Annotated in this window: 22 protein-coding genes; 7 read left to right on the plus strand and 15 right to left on the minus strand. The window is 61.6% G+C overall.

What is annotated here, in order from left to right; translation table 11 throughout:
• Positions 1–431 (minus strand): twin-arginine translocation signal domain-containing protein (locus EOA32_RS04290; RefSeq protein WP_128370967.1); only part of this gene is annotated, 431 nt, incomplete at its 3' end.
• A 636-nt stretch (positions 432–1,067) separates the two neighbouring features.
• The gene (locus EOA32_RS04295; RefSeq protein WP_128370968.1) at positions 1,068–1,640 is read right to left on the minus strand and encodes a DUF1003 domain-containing protein; all 573 of its coding nucleotides are present in this window, start codon (positions 1,638–1,640) and stop codon (positions 1,068–1,070) included.
• A gap of 182 nt (positions 1,641–1,822) precedes the next feature.
• On the opposite strand from EOA32_RS04295, the gene EOA32_RS04300 reads away from it, so the two are divergent.
• On the plus strand, positions 1,823–2,455 hold the full coding sequence (locus EOA32_RS04300; RefSeq protein WP_095831571.1) for a hypothetical protein: 633 nt from the start codon (positions 1,823–1,825) through the stop codon (positions 2,453–2,455).
• A gap of 250 nt (positions 2,456–2,705) precedes the next feature.
• Complete coding sequence (locus tag EOA32_RS04305; RefSeq protein ID WP_128370969.1) at positions 2,706–3,680, plus strand: nucleoside hydrolase; 975 nt, start codon at positions 2,706–2,708, stop codon at positions 3,678–3,680.
• Between the two features lie 163 nt (positions 3,681–3,843).
• On the opposite strand, the gene EOA32_RS04310 is transcribed toward EOA32_RS04305, so the two are convergent.
• The 9 genes from EOA32_RS04310 to EOA32_RS04350 all read right to left on the minus strand — a co-directional run bounded on the left by EOA32_RS04310 (position 3,844) and on the right by EOA32_RS04350 (position 10,113).
• Positions 3,844–4,743: a DUF3618 domain-containing protein gene (locus EOA32_RS04310; protein ID WP_128370970.1), complete on the minus strand. Its 900-nt coding sequence runs from the start codon at positions 4,741–4,743 to the stop codon at positions 3,844–3,846.
• The gene (locus EOA32_RS04315; RefSeq protein ID WP_066994794.1) at positions 4,740–5,132 is read right to left on the minus strand and encodes a phage holin family protein; all 393 of its coding nucleotides are present in this window, start codon (positions 5,130–5,132) and stop codon (positions 4,740–4,742) included. The genes EOA32_RS04310 and EOA32_RS04315 overlap by 4 nt, the downstream gene beginning before the upstream one ends.
• A complete protein-coding gene (locus EOA32_RS04320) occupies positions 5,129–5,767 on the minus strand; it encodes a hypothetical protein (protein ID WP_128370971.1) in 639 nt (212 codons plus the stop codon). The genes EOA32_RS04315 and EOA32_RS04320 overlap by 4 nt, the downstream gene beginning before the upstream one ends.
• Positions 5,768–5,930: 163 nt before the next feature.
• Entirely contained in the window at positions 5,931–6,260 is a 330-nt protein-coding gene (locus tag EOA32_RS04325) for a hypothetical protein (RefSeq protein ID WP_128370972.1), read from the minus strand.
• A 2-nt stretch (positions 6,261–6,262) separates the two neighbouring features.
• Positions 6,263–6,622, minus strand: coding sequence for a hypothetical protein (locus EOA32_RS04330; protein ID WP_128370973.1), 360 nt, complete (start codon positions 6,620–6,622; stop codon positions 6,263–6,265).
• Positions 6,622–7,842 carry a divalent metal cation transporter gene (locus tag EOA32_RS04335; RefSeq protein WP_128370974.1) on the minus strand — a complete coding sequence of 407 codons (1,221 nt, stop codon included), beginning with the start codon at positions 7,840–7,842 and terminating at the stop codon, positions 6,622–6,624. Before EOA32_RS04335 ends, EOA32_RS04330 begins: the two co-directional genes overlap by 1 nt.
• Positions 7,839–8,270 (minus strand): hypothetical protein, encoded by a 432-nt coding sequence (locus EOA32_RS04340; RefSeq protein ID WP_128370975.1) that lies wholly within the window; start codon positions 8,268–8,270, stop codon positions 7,839–7,841. The genes EOA32_RS04335 and EOA32_RS04340 overlap by 4 nt, the downstream gene beginning before the upstream one ends.
• Before the next feature lie 93 nt (positions 8,271–8,363).
• Positions 8,364–9,338 carry an alpha/beta hydrolase gene (locus EOA32_RS04345; RefSeq protein ID WP_128370976.1) on the minus strand — a complete coding sequence of 325 codons (975 nt, stop codon included), beginning with the start codon at positions 9,336–9,338 and terminating at the stop codon, positions 8,364–8,366.
• Between the two features lie 457 nt (positions 9,339–9,795).
• Positions 9,796–10,113, minus strand: a complete 318-nt coding sequence (locus tag EOA32_RS04350) for a hypothetical protein (protein ID WP_095831576.1) — start codon at positions 10,111–10,113, stop codon at positions 9,796–9,798.
• Between the two features lie 176 nt (positions 10,114–10,289).
• On the opposite strand from EOA32_RS04350, the gene EOA32_RS04355 reads away from it, so the two are divergent.
• On the plus strand, positions 10,290–10,532 hold the full coding sequence (locus EOA32_RS04355) for a hypothetical protein (RefSeq protein ID WP_095831577.1): 243 nt from the start codon (positions 10,290–10,292) through the stop codon (positions 10,530–10,532).
• Between the two features lie 56 nt (positions 10,533–10,588).
• On the opposite strand, the gene EOA32_RS04360 is transcribed toward EOA32_RS04355, so the two are convergent.
• The 3 genes from EOA32_RS04360 to EOA32_RS04370 all read right to left on the minus strand — a co-directional run bounded on the left by EOA32_RS04360 (position 10,589) and on the right by EOA32_RS04370 (position 12,191).
• A complete protein-coding gene (locus EOA32_RS04360) occupies positions 10,589–10,981 on the minus strand; it encodes a low affinity iron permease family protein (protein WP_128370977.1) in 393 nt (130 codons plus the stop codon).
• A gap of 276 nt (positions 10,982–11,257) precedes the next feature.
• Entirely contained in the window at positions 11,258–11,779 is a 522-nt protein-coding gene (locus tag EOA32_RS04365; protein ID WP_066994822.1) for a ferritin-like domain-containing protein, read from the minus strand.
• A 109-nt stretch (positions 11,780–11,888) separates the two neighbouring features.
• On the minus strand, positions 11,889–12,191 hold the full coding sequence (locus EOA32_RS04370) for a DUF982 domain-containing protein (RefSeq protein ID WP_066994825.1): 303 nt from the start codon (positions 12,189–12,191) through the stop codon (positions 11,889–11,891).
• A gap of 402 nt (positions 12,192–12,593) precedes the next feature.
• On the opposite strand from EOA32_RS04370, the gene EOA32_RS04375 reads away from it, so the two are divergent.
• The 3 genes from EOA32_RS04375 (at position 12,594) to EOA32_RS04385 (ending at position 14,207) form a co-directional block, all read left to right on the plus strand.
• On the plus strand, positions 12,594–13,583 hold the full coding sequence (locus tag EOA32_RS04375) for an SDR family oxidoreductase (RefSeq protein WP_095783962.1): 990 nt from the start codon (positions 12,594–12,596) through the stop codon (positions 13,581–13,583).
• A 217-nt stretch (positions 13,584–13,800) separates the two neighbouring features.
• On the plus strand, positions 13,801–13,983 hold the full coding sequence (locus EOA32_RS04380; protein ID WP_067320556.1) for a hypothetical protein: 183 nt from the start codon (positions 13,801–13,803) through the stop codon (positions 13,981–13,983).
• Positions 13,980–14,207 carry a DUF768 domain-containing protein gene (locus tag EOA32_RS04385; RefSeq protein WP_095779498.1) on the plus strand — a complete coding sequence of 76 codons (228 nt, stop codon included), beginning with the start codon at positions 13,980–13,982 and terminating at the stop codon, positions 14,205–14,207. The genes EOA32_RS04380 and EOA32_RS04385 overlap by 4 nt, the downstream gene beginning before the upstream one ends.
• Positions 14,208–14,247: 40 nt before the next feature.
• Here the strand turns inward: EOA32_RS04385 and EOA32_RS04390 are convergent, their stop codons facing one another.
• On the minus strand, positions 14,248–14,682 hold the full coding sequence (locus EOA32_RS04390; RefSeq protein WP_128370978.1) for a hypothetical protein: 435 nt from the start codon (positions 14,680–14,682) through the stop codon (positions 14,248–14,250).
• 69 nt (positions 14,683–14,751) lie between these two features.
• On the opposite strand from EOA32_RS04390, the gene EOA32_RS39635 reads away from it, so the two are divergent.
• Entirely contained in the window at positions 14,752–15,342 is a 591-nt protein-coding gene (locus EOA32_RS39635) for a KTSC domain-containing protein (RefSeq protein ID WP_245499155.1), read from the plus strand.
• Positions 15,343–15,435: the final 93 nt, after the last annotated feature.

The raw sequence follows: 15,435 nt of genomic DNA on the forward strand, positions 1-15,435 counted from the left end.
GCCTGCAGACCACCTTTTGCATAGAAAAAGATATCCCATTCGTGCGGATAGCGTAGCCCCAACGTGTAAGAGGACAGGAACGCCGTAGCGGGAAGCTTGCCGGCCCAATAAAGTGAAAACGAGTTCATCGCTTCCAGAACCCCGTTCTTCACCCCGTCGAGGAGTTCGAAGTCACCAACGATATCCTTTGCCTTGAACGGCTGAAATTCGAGTTGGCCTCCGGTTTTTTCCTTGATGGTGCCACACCAGTTTTGGAAGGTTTCAAGTCCGACACCCGCCGGCCACGAGGTTTGGATTTTCCAGGTGATTGCGTCTGCGGCTCCGGCCCTTCGAACCCAGGGCGCGGTGACCGCCGTCGCCGTTAGCCCAGCGACAAGTCCACTCGTCTTCAGAAATTTTCGCCTTGATTGGGAACGCGATTCTCCGTCCATTGCTTTCCTCCCTGTTCGGCAAGCGGGCAAATGATGGGCCCGTCGCCGGTCTCAAATCGCAAAATCAATGACGCAAAGGATGTCCCGTTCTTATGGGACCAGAGCTGCCTCCTTTTTCGCAGTCGTTTCCAGCCGGATGCCAACGCCACAAACGATAGCGACAGGGACCGGCGCAGCCTGTAAATAACATAACGCGGCGCAATCATTTTCAACCACTGCGCGCCCGATCCATAGTATGCCTGTGCGGCTGTAATAAATCCATTGGTGAGTCACGCCCAATGACGCGCTCGGGGCGTCGATCTGGTGCTTCAGGATTGGGATTGGGGTAAGAGCCATCGGCTCGTACTGAGCGAGTCTTTGCAGGCCCGCGAGGTCAGGCAAATGTAGGACGCGCGAGTTGCTGGTGATGAGCTGTTCGACACGCAGTTGCTGAACTACCGATTGAGATGGGGCACACTCAGTCCGAGCGCGTCCGCCATGACTTCCCCATGCGGTATAAACCAGCTCTGGCAAATGGCCCGTTCGGGCGTCTCCCAGCTATTTGCGCAGGCGGGATGATGGCGGCGCCCGGCGGGAGCATGGAGTGCACGATAGGCCTTCTGCAGCTTCTGCTGGCGTCCGGTGGATACGGATCGGTCAGCCGACCGTCGCTTGACCCGTTGCCTCCTTAATCTTGTCCAAGACCGCTTCAGGCGCCACGTCGCGCTTCAGCTCCTTCAACTCATTGTCTGCTTCCGTCGGAACATCCAGGCGCTTCGCGATCTCCTCGACCAGTTTGATGAGCTTGGTCGTCTCATGCTCGTTGAGCAGGCTCACCTGCAGATCGAGGTCTGCCCGCGCATCATCCTGGGCGGCCATGCGGTTCTGGTTGATCAGTACGAACGTTGAGAGAAAGATCGCCTCGACCGAGGCGAACATGGCCAGGATAACCAGAGAAGGATCCCAGGGTTTTATAAAGTTCACGATCTCGAAATTTAGGCCGATCCAGGCGCCAAAGAAGACGAGGTGGATGTAGACGAACATCATGCTGCCGGCAAACCTGCTGATTGCCGCCGCCGCGCGCTGCTCCAGCGATGCTGCCTTGGCATCGCGCTTTCGCCTCTCGACCAGTGCCTCGATGTTCCGCGCCAGGGCAGGGGCGAGGCCTTCCGCCGCCGGCGTGGTCGGAGTGGCGTACCCCTGGTCCTCTGGAGCGGCTTTGGGATTCATTGTTGTCTCTCCCGTCTAGGCAGCCTAACTCCCTATTTGGCAATTCGCTCCATTTCGCCGCTGTCCTGAGTGCCGAACGAGCGCCTTGTCCGGCGATCCTGCCCGATGCAACAGCGGTTGCTGCAGACCGGTGCAGGCTCGCTTCGCGTTGAGTTCGCAGGGCAGGACTCCTACTTAAGGGGATGCCCGCGAGCAGAAAAATCGATTCGACTGCACGGCTGGTTGCAGAGTGGCCGCTATCCCCGGCGGCGACGCTTGGATCGTCGGTGCGGGCGAGGGGCATTTTTCTTGAAATGCGCGCTCGCCTTCCGACGGACTTGAGAAGCCTGCTCCATAGCGAGTCCCGGGTTCTCACCTTGCGTCTGCCGGAGGGCTCCCATGCCAATGTTGAAGCCGCATCGGCGATCGTGTCCAAAGCCATGCAGGACATCGAAGACTTGCCCGTCATGCCTCGCGAGGTCGAGGACATTCTGACGATCTCGGCGGGCGAGCGTCACCGCTGGCTCAAGGCCGGCCGCTTGCAGAGCGCCGGGACGCGGACGGTGAAACTGCGTGGGCGCGCGAGGAAAATCACCTTCCACGTTTTTGATCCGCGCCTGATCGAGGATGTGCTCGACCGTGACCTTGTAGCGGTCTGGCGCGAGGAAGACGCTGCGAGAGCCGCCGAGAACCGACGCCGAGCCGCTGCAAAGGCGGCGCTCAAGCGCTCGCAAAAGAGCCGCGGCGCGGCCGAAACCGACGACAGCCAAAGCGAGGCAGTCCACTCCAAGTTGCGCGGCTGGGAAGACTTCGAGAGCGACGGGCTCCTCCGCTGAGGCGGGGACGCCGTGTCATCTGGTGGACCGCAGCGGCCTTTGAGGACAGCGATGTCGGCCTCGCGGTCCACACCGGGCGGCGAGAGACCGACGCGCCGACGAGAAACACGTCACGCGCGTCACCCGGCGACATATTCACGATACTCTTCGGTGGTGACACTCGGAGCCACGATTCTGTCGGCCTCGCTTCTCGAAGAAGGCTGGCTAAGACAATTGGCGGCAGTGTGGGAAAGAGCGTGACCATAGAGACATGACAAAGCAGAGAATTCTTTTTGATACCGATCCTGGCGTAGATGATGCCCTCGCGCTGCTTTACCTGCACCGTCATCCGAACATCGAACTGCTCGGCATCACAACTGTCTTCGGCAACGCATCGATATCGGTTACAACGCGCAATGCCAGGTTCCTCGCCGAGGCTTGGGGGATCAAAGCGCCCGTTCACGCCGGTGCTTCCGTTCCGCTAAACTGGTCCGGGGCGCCGCACCCCTATCCTGTCCATGTTCATGGCGCGAACGGGCTGGGGGATTATCCTATTGCCCAGGAAGCGCGGGAGGAGAAGGACACTGCCGCGCGATTCATCGTCGATACCGTCCGGCAGAATCCGCGTCAGGTGCGGTTGCTTGCTGTCGGAGGCCTGACCAACTTGGCGCGGGCACTGGAGGCCGATCCGGCGATAACAGATCTGGTGCAGGACGTCGTCGTCATGGGCGGCGCGTTCGAAGTCCCTGGCAATGTGTCGCCCGTTGCCGAGGCCAATATCTACGCAGATCCGAAGGCAGCCGATCGAGTGTTTGCAGCCTCGTGGAAAGTGACCGCGGTTCCGCTCAATCTCACAAATCAAACGGTGATGACGCGACAGGATCTCGCCGCGGTCTCGGAAGGTGCCGATGCCGCCATGCAAATGGTAGCCGCATTGTCGCAAGGCTACATCGACTTCTACTTGCAATGGGGCGAAGCGGGTATGCTCGTGCACGACTGCAGCGCCGCCGTCTACCTGACCGACCCGCACTTATTCGCCACCCGATCCGGTTCGATCGTCGTATTGGAGGACGGCCCGGCGGCAGGTATGACCGTGCAGAGACTGGGCGCCGCCAGTTATTCACCGAACAAATGGGATCAACGTCCAATGCAGTCGGTGTGCGTTGGTGGCGATGCTGCAGGAATCTTGGCGAGGATTTACGCTGTCTGCAGGGGAAGTTTCGCGGAGCCATCCCCAAAAAGCTAAAAAGGCTCCCTCCGGCTAGAGAGCCGCGATAGCGAAGCCGAGCCTGTGGCGCGGCTTCTACCGGCAGCCATCCAGCGGGTCGGGCTCGAATGGTTCACCAGACTTGCCCGACGCGAATTGTTCCTCGAACGCGATTCTTGCAAACCGATCCGGTCTGTTCAGATCAGGACTTGTTCGTTGTCGACGGTTCGGTATCGGACAGCCTCCGGTGCACCGCCTCATCGGCTTTGTCGGCGGCGGACTTGACGACATCGCTGACCTTGTCAGCGAGCGTGCCTTCGCTCGACGCCTGCCGTCCTGCTTCGTCGCTGGCCGCCTGGTAGGCTTCGGCTGCAACCTGCTTCACCTGGTCGACGCCCTTCTCGAGCGCGTCCTCGGCCCTCTCGCGAAGCTGTTCGCGATAGCCGCCGAGCCGCTCGTCTTCGAGTTGCGTGTGGGGCAGCATCGCGCCGATCGCCGCTCCGATCGCGAGACCGACAGCAGCAACTGCCAGAGGCTGATCCTCCATCAACTGCTGCGCGGAACGAGTGGCCCTCGTCGCCATGTCGGCCGTGGCTGTCGCCGAGTTTGTCAGCGTCTCCGCCGCGCCGCTTGCCAAGTCAGAAACGCTACCGGCTGCGCTGCTCGCCATGTCAGACATGGTGCCGGCCGCACTGCTGGCCATTCCCGAGACAGTGCCGGCCGCACCGCTGGCCATGTCGCCGACAGAGGCATAGGTGTCCGAAGTCATGGCTCCGGTTCCCGCCGTGGATGTGCCGTCATGGCGGTCCGAACCGCGACGGGTCGCGTAGCCGGGCGCGGGGGTTGCGGCGGAAGCGCCGCTGCCCAGCATCAGCCAGGCCAGACCGGCGCCGATTACGGTTAGTGGCAGAGGATTGTCTCGCACCTGAGCCTTCAGGTTGTGGAGCATGTCGGAGCCTGCACCGCCGCTGAAAACACCGGTGAACTCATCGAAGAGCTGGCCGGGCGTCATCTTGCCTCGAATGGACTCGGCGGTCGCTACCACCCTTGCTCGCGTGGCCTCGGCTTCGCGTTCGAGTTCGGCTGCGGATTTGTCGCTCATCTCGCTTGTTCCTTGATTACGTTCGCGTCACGCTTCAGTTGCTCCTGCGTACGGTCCGGCGCGAGCTCGGAGGGCGACATGCTCGCCATGCCGGTCCGCAGGAGGATGACACCCAGCACGGCAACGACCACTCCGACGAGCAAGGCGGACCAGCCGGCGCCCAGGCCGAGGCGGGTCAGGGCAATGACGAGCGCTTGCAGCAGCACTATCAGTGCGGCGAGGAGACATACCGCGCCGCCCAGAACCCCGACGGCGCCGGCCTCCGCTTTAGTCACGCTCTCGGACAGCTCCGCGCGCAGGAGTCTGGCCTCCGTTTGCACCAGCGTGCTCACCTGCTGTGCCAGATCGGCGACCAGAGTGCCGAGGCTTTGGTTGTCTTGAGTGTTCATTTCTTTAGCTCCGCTGCCTTCCTGGGAGCGCCGCCGTCGACGCCCCAATTGGTCGTCGCGTCATCCCATGGCTCGCTCGCCTGCGCACCAGTCTGCCTGCTCGTTTCCCTACCAGTCTTCCCAGTCTTCCGTGGCGTCGCTGCGCTCTGCCCCGCGCGGCGTGTTTCCGGGGGAGAAGCCTTTATGAACCGTCCGAGCGCCAGTCCTGCCAGCACCGAACCAGCGATCAGAGTGCCGGGATTTTGGCGGCCGAAGTTCTGAATTTCCTCAAGCACCTCGCCGAAGGGCTTCTGCTTCAACGAGGAGGACAGCCTCTCCAGTCCGCCTGCCGCATCCCGCATGAAATTCGACGCCGAGCTCTGGTCGCTGTTGGCCAGATGGTCGCTTGCGGCACGCAGAGCGCCGCCGAATGCCGCCAGGCTCGATCCGATGTCGCGCTGCGTTTCCTCGGCCCTCTCCGACAGGACCTCCTGTGCTTCCGACGCATAGTCGACTGCCCTGCGAGCGACCTCGTCGCGGGCATCGTGGAGCGCTTCGCCGGCGCTTTGGGTTTCTTTCTTAACTCGATCGGAAACTTCGTTCTTCGCCTTGCCGAAGTCGGCCGGCTCGCGGCCCTGATTATTTTCGCGCTGCATGACGCCTCCTAGTGAAAGCCGAGAAAGGAGAGTATCGCGAGCACAACCACGATGAGACCGATAAGATAGATGACACTGTTCATGGCGCAGGCTCCTCCTTGCCTGTTCCAACTTCGCGCCGGCCGCGATGTTCCCTTCCGCGACCAGGATTTTTTGTAAGTAGCTACTTACCCCGATCGGCGCCTCCGAAGCCGGTAAGCTCGTCATCCGAACAGAGCAGCCGCGGCTGCGCCGGATCGGAGATATCGAGCTTGTCCCAAGGTATGCGATAGAGGCCCTCGCGGCGGCGCAGCGCGAAGAGGTCGAGCAATGCGGTGCCGATGGCCAAGGCCGACAGGCGTTCAAAAGCTGCGAAGATGCCGACATGGAATTCGGTGACGACGAGGTCGTCGCCGTCCTGCTCGGCGATGACCTCCTCGATATGGCCGATGCTCCTGCCGCCCTGCGTGAGAACGCGCCGACCAGCCAGATGCTCGAGATTCACATTCGCCATCCTCAGGCTCCCGGGATTCGGCCGACGATGCGATCGCGCAGCCACCTCTGCCAGGCCAAGATCTTGGTCCTGCGCACGTCGATATCGAATTCGATGTCGACGCCGATGTCGCGCACCTTGGTCCAGGCGATGCGATGCGGCCGTGCCTGCTGCTTCCCGCTCAGCCTTGCCGCCAGCCGCGCCGTTAATCGCCCAGGCCGAGCGCCAAGCCGTCGGGCCAGCGCAATCGCGCCAAGCTCGACCGCAACGACCCTCGGCGGCTTGCCCTGCCTCAGCTCGGCGACCAGTCCATCCACCTTGCCGATCTTGACCTGCTCGCGGTCGACGACCTGCTTGTCCAGGATATCGCGCAGCAGCTGCATCAGGTGCCTCCGAACATCTGCAGGGGAATAGTCACCACCGCCAGCACGAAGCCGAGTGCGATGACGAAGATCACGGCGGCATTGGAGATGACGCCGTTGCGGTGCTGGCCGACATAGCGCTCGTCATTCAGCAGGAAGAGGAACGGAACGACCGTCAGCGGCAGACTGGCGGCGGTCAACGCCATTGAGAAGATGGTGAGCCTCAGCGGGTCGAGACCAAGCGCTATCGGAACGGCTGCCAGAAAAAGCGTGAGCGTGTAGACGAGGCTGAAGCCGGGATCGTCGCGCGGCTTGAGATCCTCGCCCCAGGTCCAGCCGAACCCTTGCGCGACGAGATAGGCCTGCTGCAGCGCCACTTCCAGAGCGGCTCCGAAACAGGCGATGCCGAGCGATGCGACGAAAAGGACGAAGCCCCAGAAGCCGAACACCGAGATCAGCATCAGCGGGAGCTGGTTGTAGTCGTCCACCTGGTTCACGCCATGGGCGCCGAGCACAAGCGCGGCCACGATCAGCACGGCCACGGAGATCGTTCCTCCGAAGCTCATGCCGAGACCGGCAATCGCCCGATTGGTGCCGAGATAGCTCTTGTCCCATTGATCCTCGACCGCGCCCGAGGAATAGAACATGAAAAGGTAGGGCGAGATGGAAGCGCCGAGGATGCTGACGGCCATGAACCAGTAGTTCGCCGTATCGTGTTGTGGCAGGCTGGGCACGGCACCGGCAGCCACCTGTTTCCATTCGGGCTTCAGCATCACCGCTGCGACGACGAAGCAGAGCGTGATCAAGCCAAGCATCGATACGCCTTTCTCGATGAGGCCGAACGTGCCTTTCCACAGCAGCAGCCACGCGAGGAAAGCCGCTGGCAATGCCCACCATTGAAAGCTGATCCCGGTGGCAAACTCGGCAGCGATGGCAACCCCGCCTATTTCTGCGGAGAGGACCAGGAAATTGACCAGAAGGACTGCAAGCAGCGGCCAAAGGAAAGCATTGAAGCCGAAGCGTTCGCGGATGCCGTCGGCGATGGTGTGGTGGCTCACGGCGGCGAAGCGACCGGCCATCTCGACCAAGAAAATGATGCAGATGGTGCCGAGCACGATCGCCCAGATGAGTTGGAAGCCGAACAGGGCACCGGCCTGCGCCGCCGTCGCCATCGAACCGACCTCCAGGAAACCACCGACGCTGGTCACGACGCCAAGCGAAATTTCCAGCAGCTTCTTCATCGTTGCGGCGCGAAATAGCCGCGATAGGCCGTGGCGAGATCCGCCTGCGCGGCGCGAAGCTCATTGCGTGCCCGGCTGGCCTGCGCCTCCTGTTCGGCCTCGACCGCGCTCTCGGCCCCGCTTGCCGCGGTGGACAGCCGGCTGACCGCCGCCTTCAGCGTGTCTCGCTTTGCAGGATCGGACGGGGAGGCCGATTCGACTTGCCGGCCGGCATCGGCGAGTGTCTCGGCGAAGGATTGTAGGGCAAAGGACGCGTAGTGGGACGGCGCGGCGCCGGAGAGCCAGGCATCGGTGACCAGCACCGCCGCCTGCGCGGTCGAGGCGGCACGCTTCGATTGCTGTTCGACGGTTTCAGACGAGGAGCAGGAAGCAAGTGTCAGTGCAAGCACCTGCAGTAAAGGCAGTTTCCGCCGAGCAATGCTGCGCAATGCTTCCTCTCACTGCTGCTGCTTCGAACATGGAGATAAAGCGGCGCCGATCGGAAGGTTCCCCGTCGAAGGCCGGTTGCACGGCACTGCCGCTTATCGGTCGCTCCGCTGCGCGTCCTCGGTGGTCGAAAGAGCGGCGATCTTGTCGATCATGGCGAGCACCGCCTGCGGGGCTGTCAGGTGCACCATATGCCCGGCATCGGGGACGATATCGACTACCGAGTTTGCGAGATCCGCCTGCAGCCGAAACGCCTCGGCCGGCGCGTCGAAAAGCTGATCGCCGGCGCCGCCGATTATCCCAACAGGAACAGAAATGTCGTTGTGCCGAGGCGTCGCAAACGCCGCTGCGATCCACATCAGGAAAGACTCCGCCGCGATCGACCGCAGTTGCGAGGGGCGGCTCGCCAACTCCCTCGTCGTTGCGGTGAATGCCGCCGAGATCGCCGCCGGGCCGAATATCTTTCGCATTGACCAAGCCCAGCCAAGCCTGACCAGCGGCGGCAGCAAGGTGTGGCGGAAGGCCGTTCCGATCAAAGGCAAGATCGGCAACCCCGACAAGGCGAGTTCGAACCTTGGCGATGGATAGTGGTAGCCGGAGACAAGCACGACCCCGGCAACGCGCCCAGGGTGCCGTCGCGCCATCTCGAGCGCAACGGCGGCACCCCAAGAGTGGCCAAGAACAATATAGCGTCCAATTCCGAGTTTGGCGGCCGCGGCATCGATCAGATCGGCCTGCGCGGCGGCCGACCAGATCCTGCCGATCGGGCGCGAGCTCCTGCCGAAGCCTGGTCTGTCGAAAGCCAGGACACGATAGTTTGCGGCCGCTTTGTCGACGATGCCGCTTGTCGTGAAATCCTCGGCCGAAGAGCCGTTGCCATGCAGCAACAACAGCGGCATGCCCTGGCCGTCCTCGATCAGGTGCAGCCGCGCTCCGTCGACTTCGACGAAGCGTCCAAAACGGCGGCCGCGTAACGCCCGCCGCGCTCGCAGGCCATTGTAGAGGGCAAGCCCGGCCGCTGCCGCGGCGAGGAGGAGGACCACGTCGTTGAACGTGGCGATGTCAGGCATGATCCCGTGCTGCTACGGAGCCATTGGCACACGCCGCTGTTGAGAGAAGCGGCGGATGTACCCAGGCGCTGGCTTCCAAAGAAGGAGCTTTCAGGCCGAGCCCTTCTGAGGCAGCTTCGTCTCCTCATCGACCTGTTCCTGGAGAGCCCTGCGTTCGCGCTCTCTTCCCTCAGCGTCGACCGGTCGATCTTGCCGTTCAAGCTCGCGTTCCACCGTGTCGCGCGCGCCCTCGACAGGATCTTCCTGCGGCAAACGCTTATCTCTTCGCTTTGTGCCTTGTTCGCTCGCCCGGTCACGGTCCGATCCCAGTTTGGACGGATCGTCCTTTGCAGAATGCTTCGTCATTGGCTTACTTACCTATCTGGCCTGCCACGTCGTCGGATCACGTGCCGATCTGTTCAGAAGCAGCCCAACAGGCGAGCTGTCTCTTTGTTCCGGCCATCCGTGCGGCAGTTGGTCAGTCCCGATCCTCATGGTCTTCCGCCTGTGCCGGTTCCGACTCCTCGAGAGCTTCAATGACCGGGGCAAGCGAGGTCTCTTTCCGCGGATTTGATTCCGTCGGGTCCTCCTGCTCGGCGGTCATGTCGAGCGCCCGTTCGATTGCATCTTCGATATTGCCGATTTCCTCCTCGCGAACCTCGTGCCCGTAGCCCGCGGCGTCGGCGTCCTGCTCGAACTGTCGCACAAGCACCGGAACGCTGACTTGCGTGTCGGCAGGCAAGTTCCCGACGTTCTCCTCGAGCCAGCTTCGAAAGAACTCCTTGGTTGCACTCATGGGCCGCCTCCTTCGAGCTGAGAACGGCCGCCGTCTGCCAATGTTCCTCTGGCGGAGCTTGCGTTGCCGCGTCTTTCGTCTGAGCGGTTACAACGAGGATCAGACGGGTCGCTCTTGCGCATGTTCGGAACGATCGAATCCAACTGCCGTTACCGACAAAAGAACAGGAGGAACCGGTGAGCGGACGCAGAACCCATGACCAGCAAGTGCGCATTCTGGAAGAACGTGAGAACACGAAGAACGCGCCCAAGGAATTCGACGCCAAGGCGGAGCTGAAGCAGCCGGCCGCGGAGCGCGAAGCGCGGCGGAAAGGTTCGGACCTCAGGAGCGACACGCCCGACCTCGTCGACCCCGATGATCGCAACATGCTTCGCGGCAAGAATCAGGAAAGCGGCCACAACAAGCATCGTGGCGACTAAAGCGCGTCACGCATGTTTTGGTCCCGAAGCCGGTTTCCACTTTCGGAAGACATGTTTTAGGCAGGGCGGCTTTCGGCGTGAGATGCGATCGTCCCCTTGCTGGCGGTCTTGGTTTGGGCACACCTGGTTCTGAATTCTTGGGCCTCCGCTTCCGTGAGATGCTCGATGCCGATGAAGTCGTTTTTTGCGCGGCCTGAGCGAATGAGCTCATCGAGCTTCGCCTGAATGGCCACGCCGTCGCGGTTCTGGGTATTTTGAATCAGGAAAACCATCAGGAAAGTAACGATCGTCGTCGCGGTGTTGATGATCAGCTGCCAAGTCTCGGAATAATGAAAGGCCGGGCCGGCAATGGCCCAGAGGACCACCGAAACCACGCACAAGACGAAGGCCCATGCACGGCCCGCGGCATGGGCGACATTCTCCGCGAGCCGATTGAATGCTTGTTCCAATGTTGAACTCCGGACTTTCACCCTGACGAAATTTCCCGCCAAGCCAGCCTGACGATATCGTACCGGATGAACTGCACCGTGGTGGAGCGGTCTATCCTGTCGGTCGGCGCTGGGTACCGGCAAGAAGTCAACTGAAGGCGGCGCGACGCCAAGAAGGCGACCGCTCAGCGTTTCGCGAGGAGGCGGGCCCCTCACTAATCGCGGCCCCGGTTAAAGAGACCGGGGCCGCGTCGCCAAGTCGACTTTTGGCATGCGAATAAGCGTTTATCGGGCGCCTTACGCGGCCGCCTGCATGGCCCGCTTGTTCGCACCGCTTTCGCCGAGCTTGCTAAGTGTCTCGTCGGTAGCGGATTCTTCCTTGAGGGTGTCGCGCAGCAAGGGGAGGGCGTCTTTCAGGCCCAGTTGCTCCGCCCAGGCAATCAGCGTGCCGTAGCGCGCTATTTCATAATGCTCGACCGCCTGGGCGGCAGCCACAAGGCCCGCGTCGAGCGCCGGCTCGTCCTTGTATTCCTCGAGGATCTCCGAACCCTCTTCAATGATGCCATCGATCGCGGGACACGTCTTGCCGCGCGCCGGCTTGCCCAGCATTTCGAAAACCTGCTCGAGCCGGTCGACCTGAGCTTCAGTCTCGGTGCGATGCTTTTCGAAGGCCGCGCCCACTTCCTGTGACTGCGCCGCCTTGGCCATCTTAGGCAGCGTCTTCAGGATCTTTTTCTCTGCATAATAAAGGTCTTTCAGGCCATCCACGAACAGGCTTTCCAAGCCGTTCGCCGCGCCGGACGAACTTTTCTTTGCCATCGACGTCTCCTTCGTTCGACTTTCTTGACCAAACAAAACCGGTGGGATCGACCGATGTTCCCGCGAAATATTTTTTGAAGCCGGGACGACGAGCCGAGGTGCGCGAGCGTTACTTCGGCGTGCCCTTGCCGTTGCGGGACGAAAGTTGGTCGAGCATGCTGAGCGCTGCACTGGGACCCGCATGCTCCAGCAGACCCTGCTCGGCGGCTGCCTTCTTGAAGGCGGCAAAGGCGATTGCCGGCCGGCAAATCCCGTTGGTCGCGTCTTCCACAAGCCGAACCGCCTTGCGATAGGCTGGTGAGTCCTTGCTCTTCCATTTCCGGCCAAGCGCCTTCTTGGCGTCAGCGATCGACGACACCATCATCGTGCCGCCGTTGACGAAGTGGATGGTGAGGGGCAGGAATCTGCTCAAGGCTCTTTCACCGTCCTAGCCATTCGCACACAGGCCGGGCGGGCCCGACGAAGAGGTCCGCGGTCGGCGCCGCCGCCAAGGGATTATCGGTCCGAAAGGATTTCATGGTGCTACCGCCTGTTTGAGATCGCATAAAACGAAGCTGCTGCCGGGTAGTTGCATTCAGCCGGCCCGTGGCGGTCAAAAAACGTGCTCCTTACTGATCGCCGTCCGGGTGAGCGGCGCCGGAGGTGGTGGCGGCCGTGGTTGAGGTCCCAACGGATGTCGCGACCGATGTCCGGATTGAGAGCCGGCAGCTTCGGAGCGAGGCCAACCTTTTCTGTTCGCGTGCGTTGTCCATCGAAAGCGAAGGAGACACCGATGCCGACGAAATCCGCCAGGATGACCGACTCCGCCACACCGATGAAATCGGCCCCGCGGACCAAATCCACCTCCGAGCAGGCGGCCAGCAAGCAGCGGAGCGTGCAACGCAAGGTCGACGCGACCGATCGCGCCAAGTCGAACGGCAAATCCAAATCACAAGGCGCCATGCAGGCCGGCGCACGGGAATACCCAGTGCCGCCTTTCCCGAAGCAGCATCATCCGAAACCCGGCGAGGAATGGGCGATCGAGCCCGCGCCGCTCTACGACGCGCCGTTCTGGCAGGGATCGAACAAATTGGAAGGCAAGGTGGCGCTGATCACCGGCGGCGATTCCGGCATCGGCCGCGCAGTTGCCGTGTTGTTCGCCCGGGAAGGGGCGGATATCGCCATCGCCTATCTCAGCGAGGATCGCGACGCGAAGACGACAAAGCAGGCAGTCGAGGCCGAAGGCAGGCGCTGCATCATCATGCGCGGCGACGTGGCCAGGCGGACCTTCTGCCACAAGGCGGTGGAGCGGACGCTGAAGGCCTTCGGCAGGCTCGACGTGCTCGTCAACAACGCTGCCTTCCAGGTGCATTCGACCGATTTCGCCGACCTCACCGAGCAACACTTCGACACCACGCTGAAGACCAATCTCTACGGCTACTTCCACATGGCCCAGGAAGCCGTTCCGCATATGAAGCCGGGTTCGGCCATCATCAACACCGGGTCGGTCACCGGCATCGAAGGCTCGAAGGAACTCATCGATTATTCGATGACCAAGGGCGGCATTCACGCCTTCACCCGGGCGCTCTCTGGTAACCTGATCAGCAAGGGCATTCGCGTCAATGCCGTGGCGCCGGGGCCGGTTTGGACGCCGCTGAACCCGTCGGAGAAGGAAGCGGAGAAGGTCTCGCAGTTTGGCGCAAAGACCCCGATGAAACGGCCAGCCCAGCCGGAAGAGATCGCGCCTGCCTATGTATTTCTCGCTTCGCCGCAATGCTCCAGCTATATCACCGGCGAGATCCTGCCGATCATTGGGGGCTATTGACCGCGGCCGCCTATATGAAGGTCTTCATGAAGAAGGCGGTTCTCGATCCGCCGGCCGTCTTGGTAATCCGGCCTGACGGCTGCCGCAGACAACCTGATTAGCAAAACGGCCGGCCAGGCAGTCGCAGACGCTGGCAAGAGTCCGAAGGAATTCAGATTTTTCGGCACAAGCCTGAACCTGTCGGCCTTTCGGCAGTTTTCAAGGCTAGGAGGTTTCGATGAACGAGCACACCGACAAAGGCGACTCGCATGACGGTGCCGTTGAGATCCTGGCCGGCCGATTGGCCAGGGAGGCAGACATTTCCGAAGAGCAAGCCCGCGAACTGATCGAGTTGATCGGGACCGATTGGAATTCCCTGCTTCGAGAGGCTCATTTTCTGAAGGCGCGGCATCGCCTATGAGCGAACGCGGGGCCGAATTCTTTGGCGAATGGATTACCAACAACGTGATGCGCGGCAGCGTCGGCGCTGACATCATTTCCGTCGCGGAATTGACGACCAAGCTCTTTGCAGATGCGAAGGCCGCAGGTGTTTCCGAGCACGAGATTGAAGAGGAGATCGGGAGCGCTTACGATGCCATACTGGCTGCAATCGTCGGACTTGAGGACTCGGGCAAGTCCGATTGAAAGCCAAGGCAGCCAGCAACTAACCCGGATAGGGGCGCGTTCAGCCCGCCTTGCGCGGAACGATGTAGCCCGTCCCCTTCGCGCCGCGGGATCGGCCGACAGACCGATGCTGCCTATAGGCTGCAGGCTCGATCGCCGGCGCTGTTTCCATCTGCGATCGCTCAGCGTCATCCGACATGACAAAGGAGAGCGCGATCAGATCGTCGGCGTCGATGCCGCCGCGACCGTTGTCCATATGGTCGGCGACCCTTTGAAATGCCTGCATGTCATCCATGCTCACGTTGGCCGCCCGCAGCCTCTCTTGGAGACCCGTCAACCTGGTGGCCAAGGCTTTGGATGTTTCGATCATAATTGCCTCCGTTGTTCCAATCTTAAGTGCCAGACCGAGGATAGGAGCCTCGAACAGTGCGGGGCCGATGAACAGACTGGTTTGCCATTTACCTGCTATCGCCCAGCCGCTCGGCCTGCCTGGCAACCTTTGCGAACTCTCCGTGTTGAGATGACCTCGAGGGTGGCAGGGCTCATCCTCGCCAGTCGCGACCCAATGGAATTTCTCGCAAGATGTTTCCTGCCCCCGACCTTTGAGTTGGCCCGTACGACATTTGTCCCGCATTCGCTGGGACCGGTGGCCGAGGTCCAGAATTTTAGGGAACGGTCGCTGTCGGATTTTGTTGATTGGATGCCTGCTGCGCACGTTGCCAGGTTTGCGCACTCAGGTACCAACCTCCAGAATACTCAGCCCGCAGGCTCCGGTCTGCGGGCTTTTTCGATGCCATGGAATGCGGCGCTCGCGCTGCCGCTGCCCGTCCGCATCTGGGACGGCGGCGTCGGCTGCGAGACTTGGCTCTCATTCACTAGCTTCGGAAACAAAAGGCCGGCCGGATCGTTCGCTCTATGCCAGATCACCGGGTGCCGTGCCATGCCATCCACCTCGATCAAGAAAACAGAATATGATCCGGCCAAAGGGATTCTTTCCGTATGGTTTGTGACCAGCGGGAAACGCTACGAGTTCGAGGGGGTGCCGCCGGAGACGTTCGCGGCATTCCGATCAGCCTTTGCCAAGGGCCGCTTTTTCAACGCGCACATCCGCAATCGCTTCCGATATCGTCGCGTAACAAGCGATGACGATGATTGACCGGCTATTCAGCGTCCAGTTCAAGCGGCTCGTGCTGCGCTGCTCATGATTTGGCGTGGATCCCGGCGATCGCCGCTGCGTTGGAGCTCTTGG

Source organism: Mesorhizobium sp. M1A.F.Ca.ET.072.01.1.1 (genome assembly GCF_004023325.1).
Taxonomy (GTDB): domain Bacteria; phylum Pseudomonadota; class Alphaproteobacteria; order Rhizobiales; family Rhizobiaceae; genus Mesorhizobium.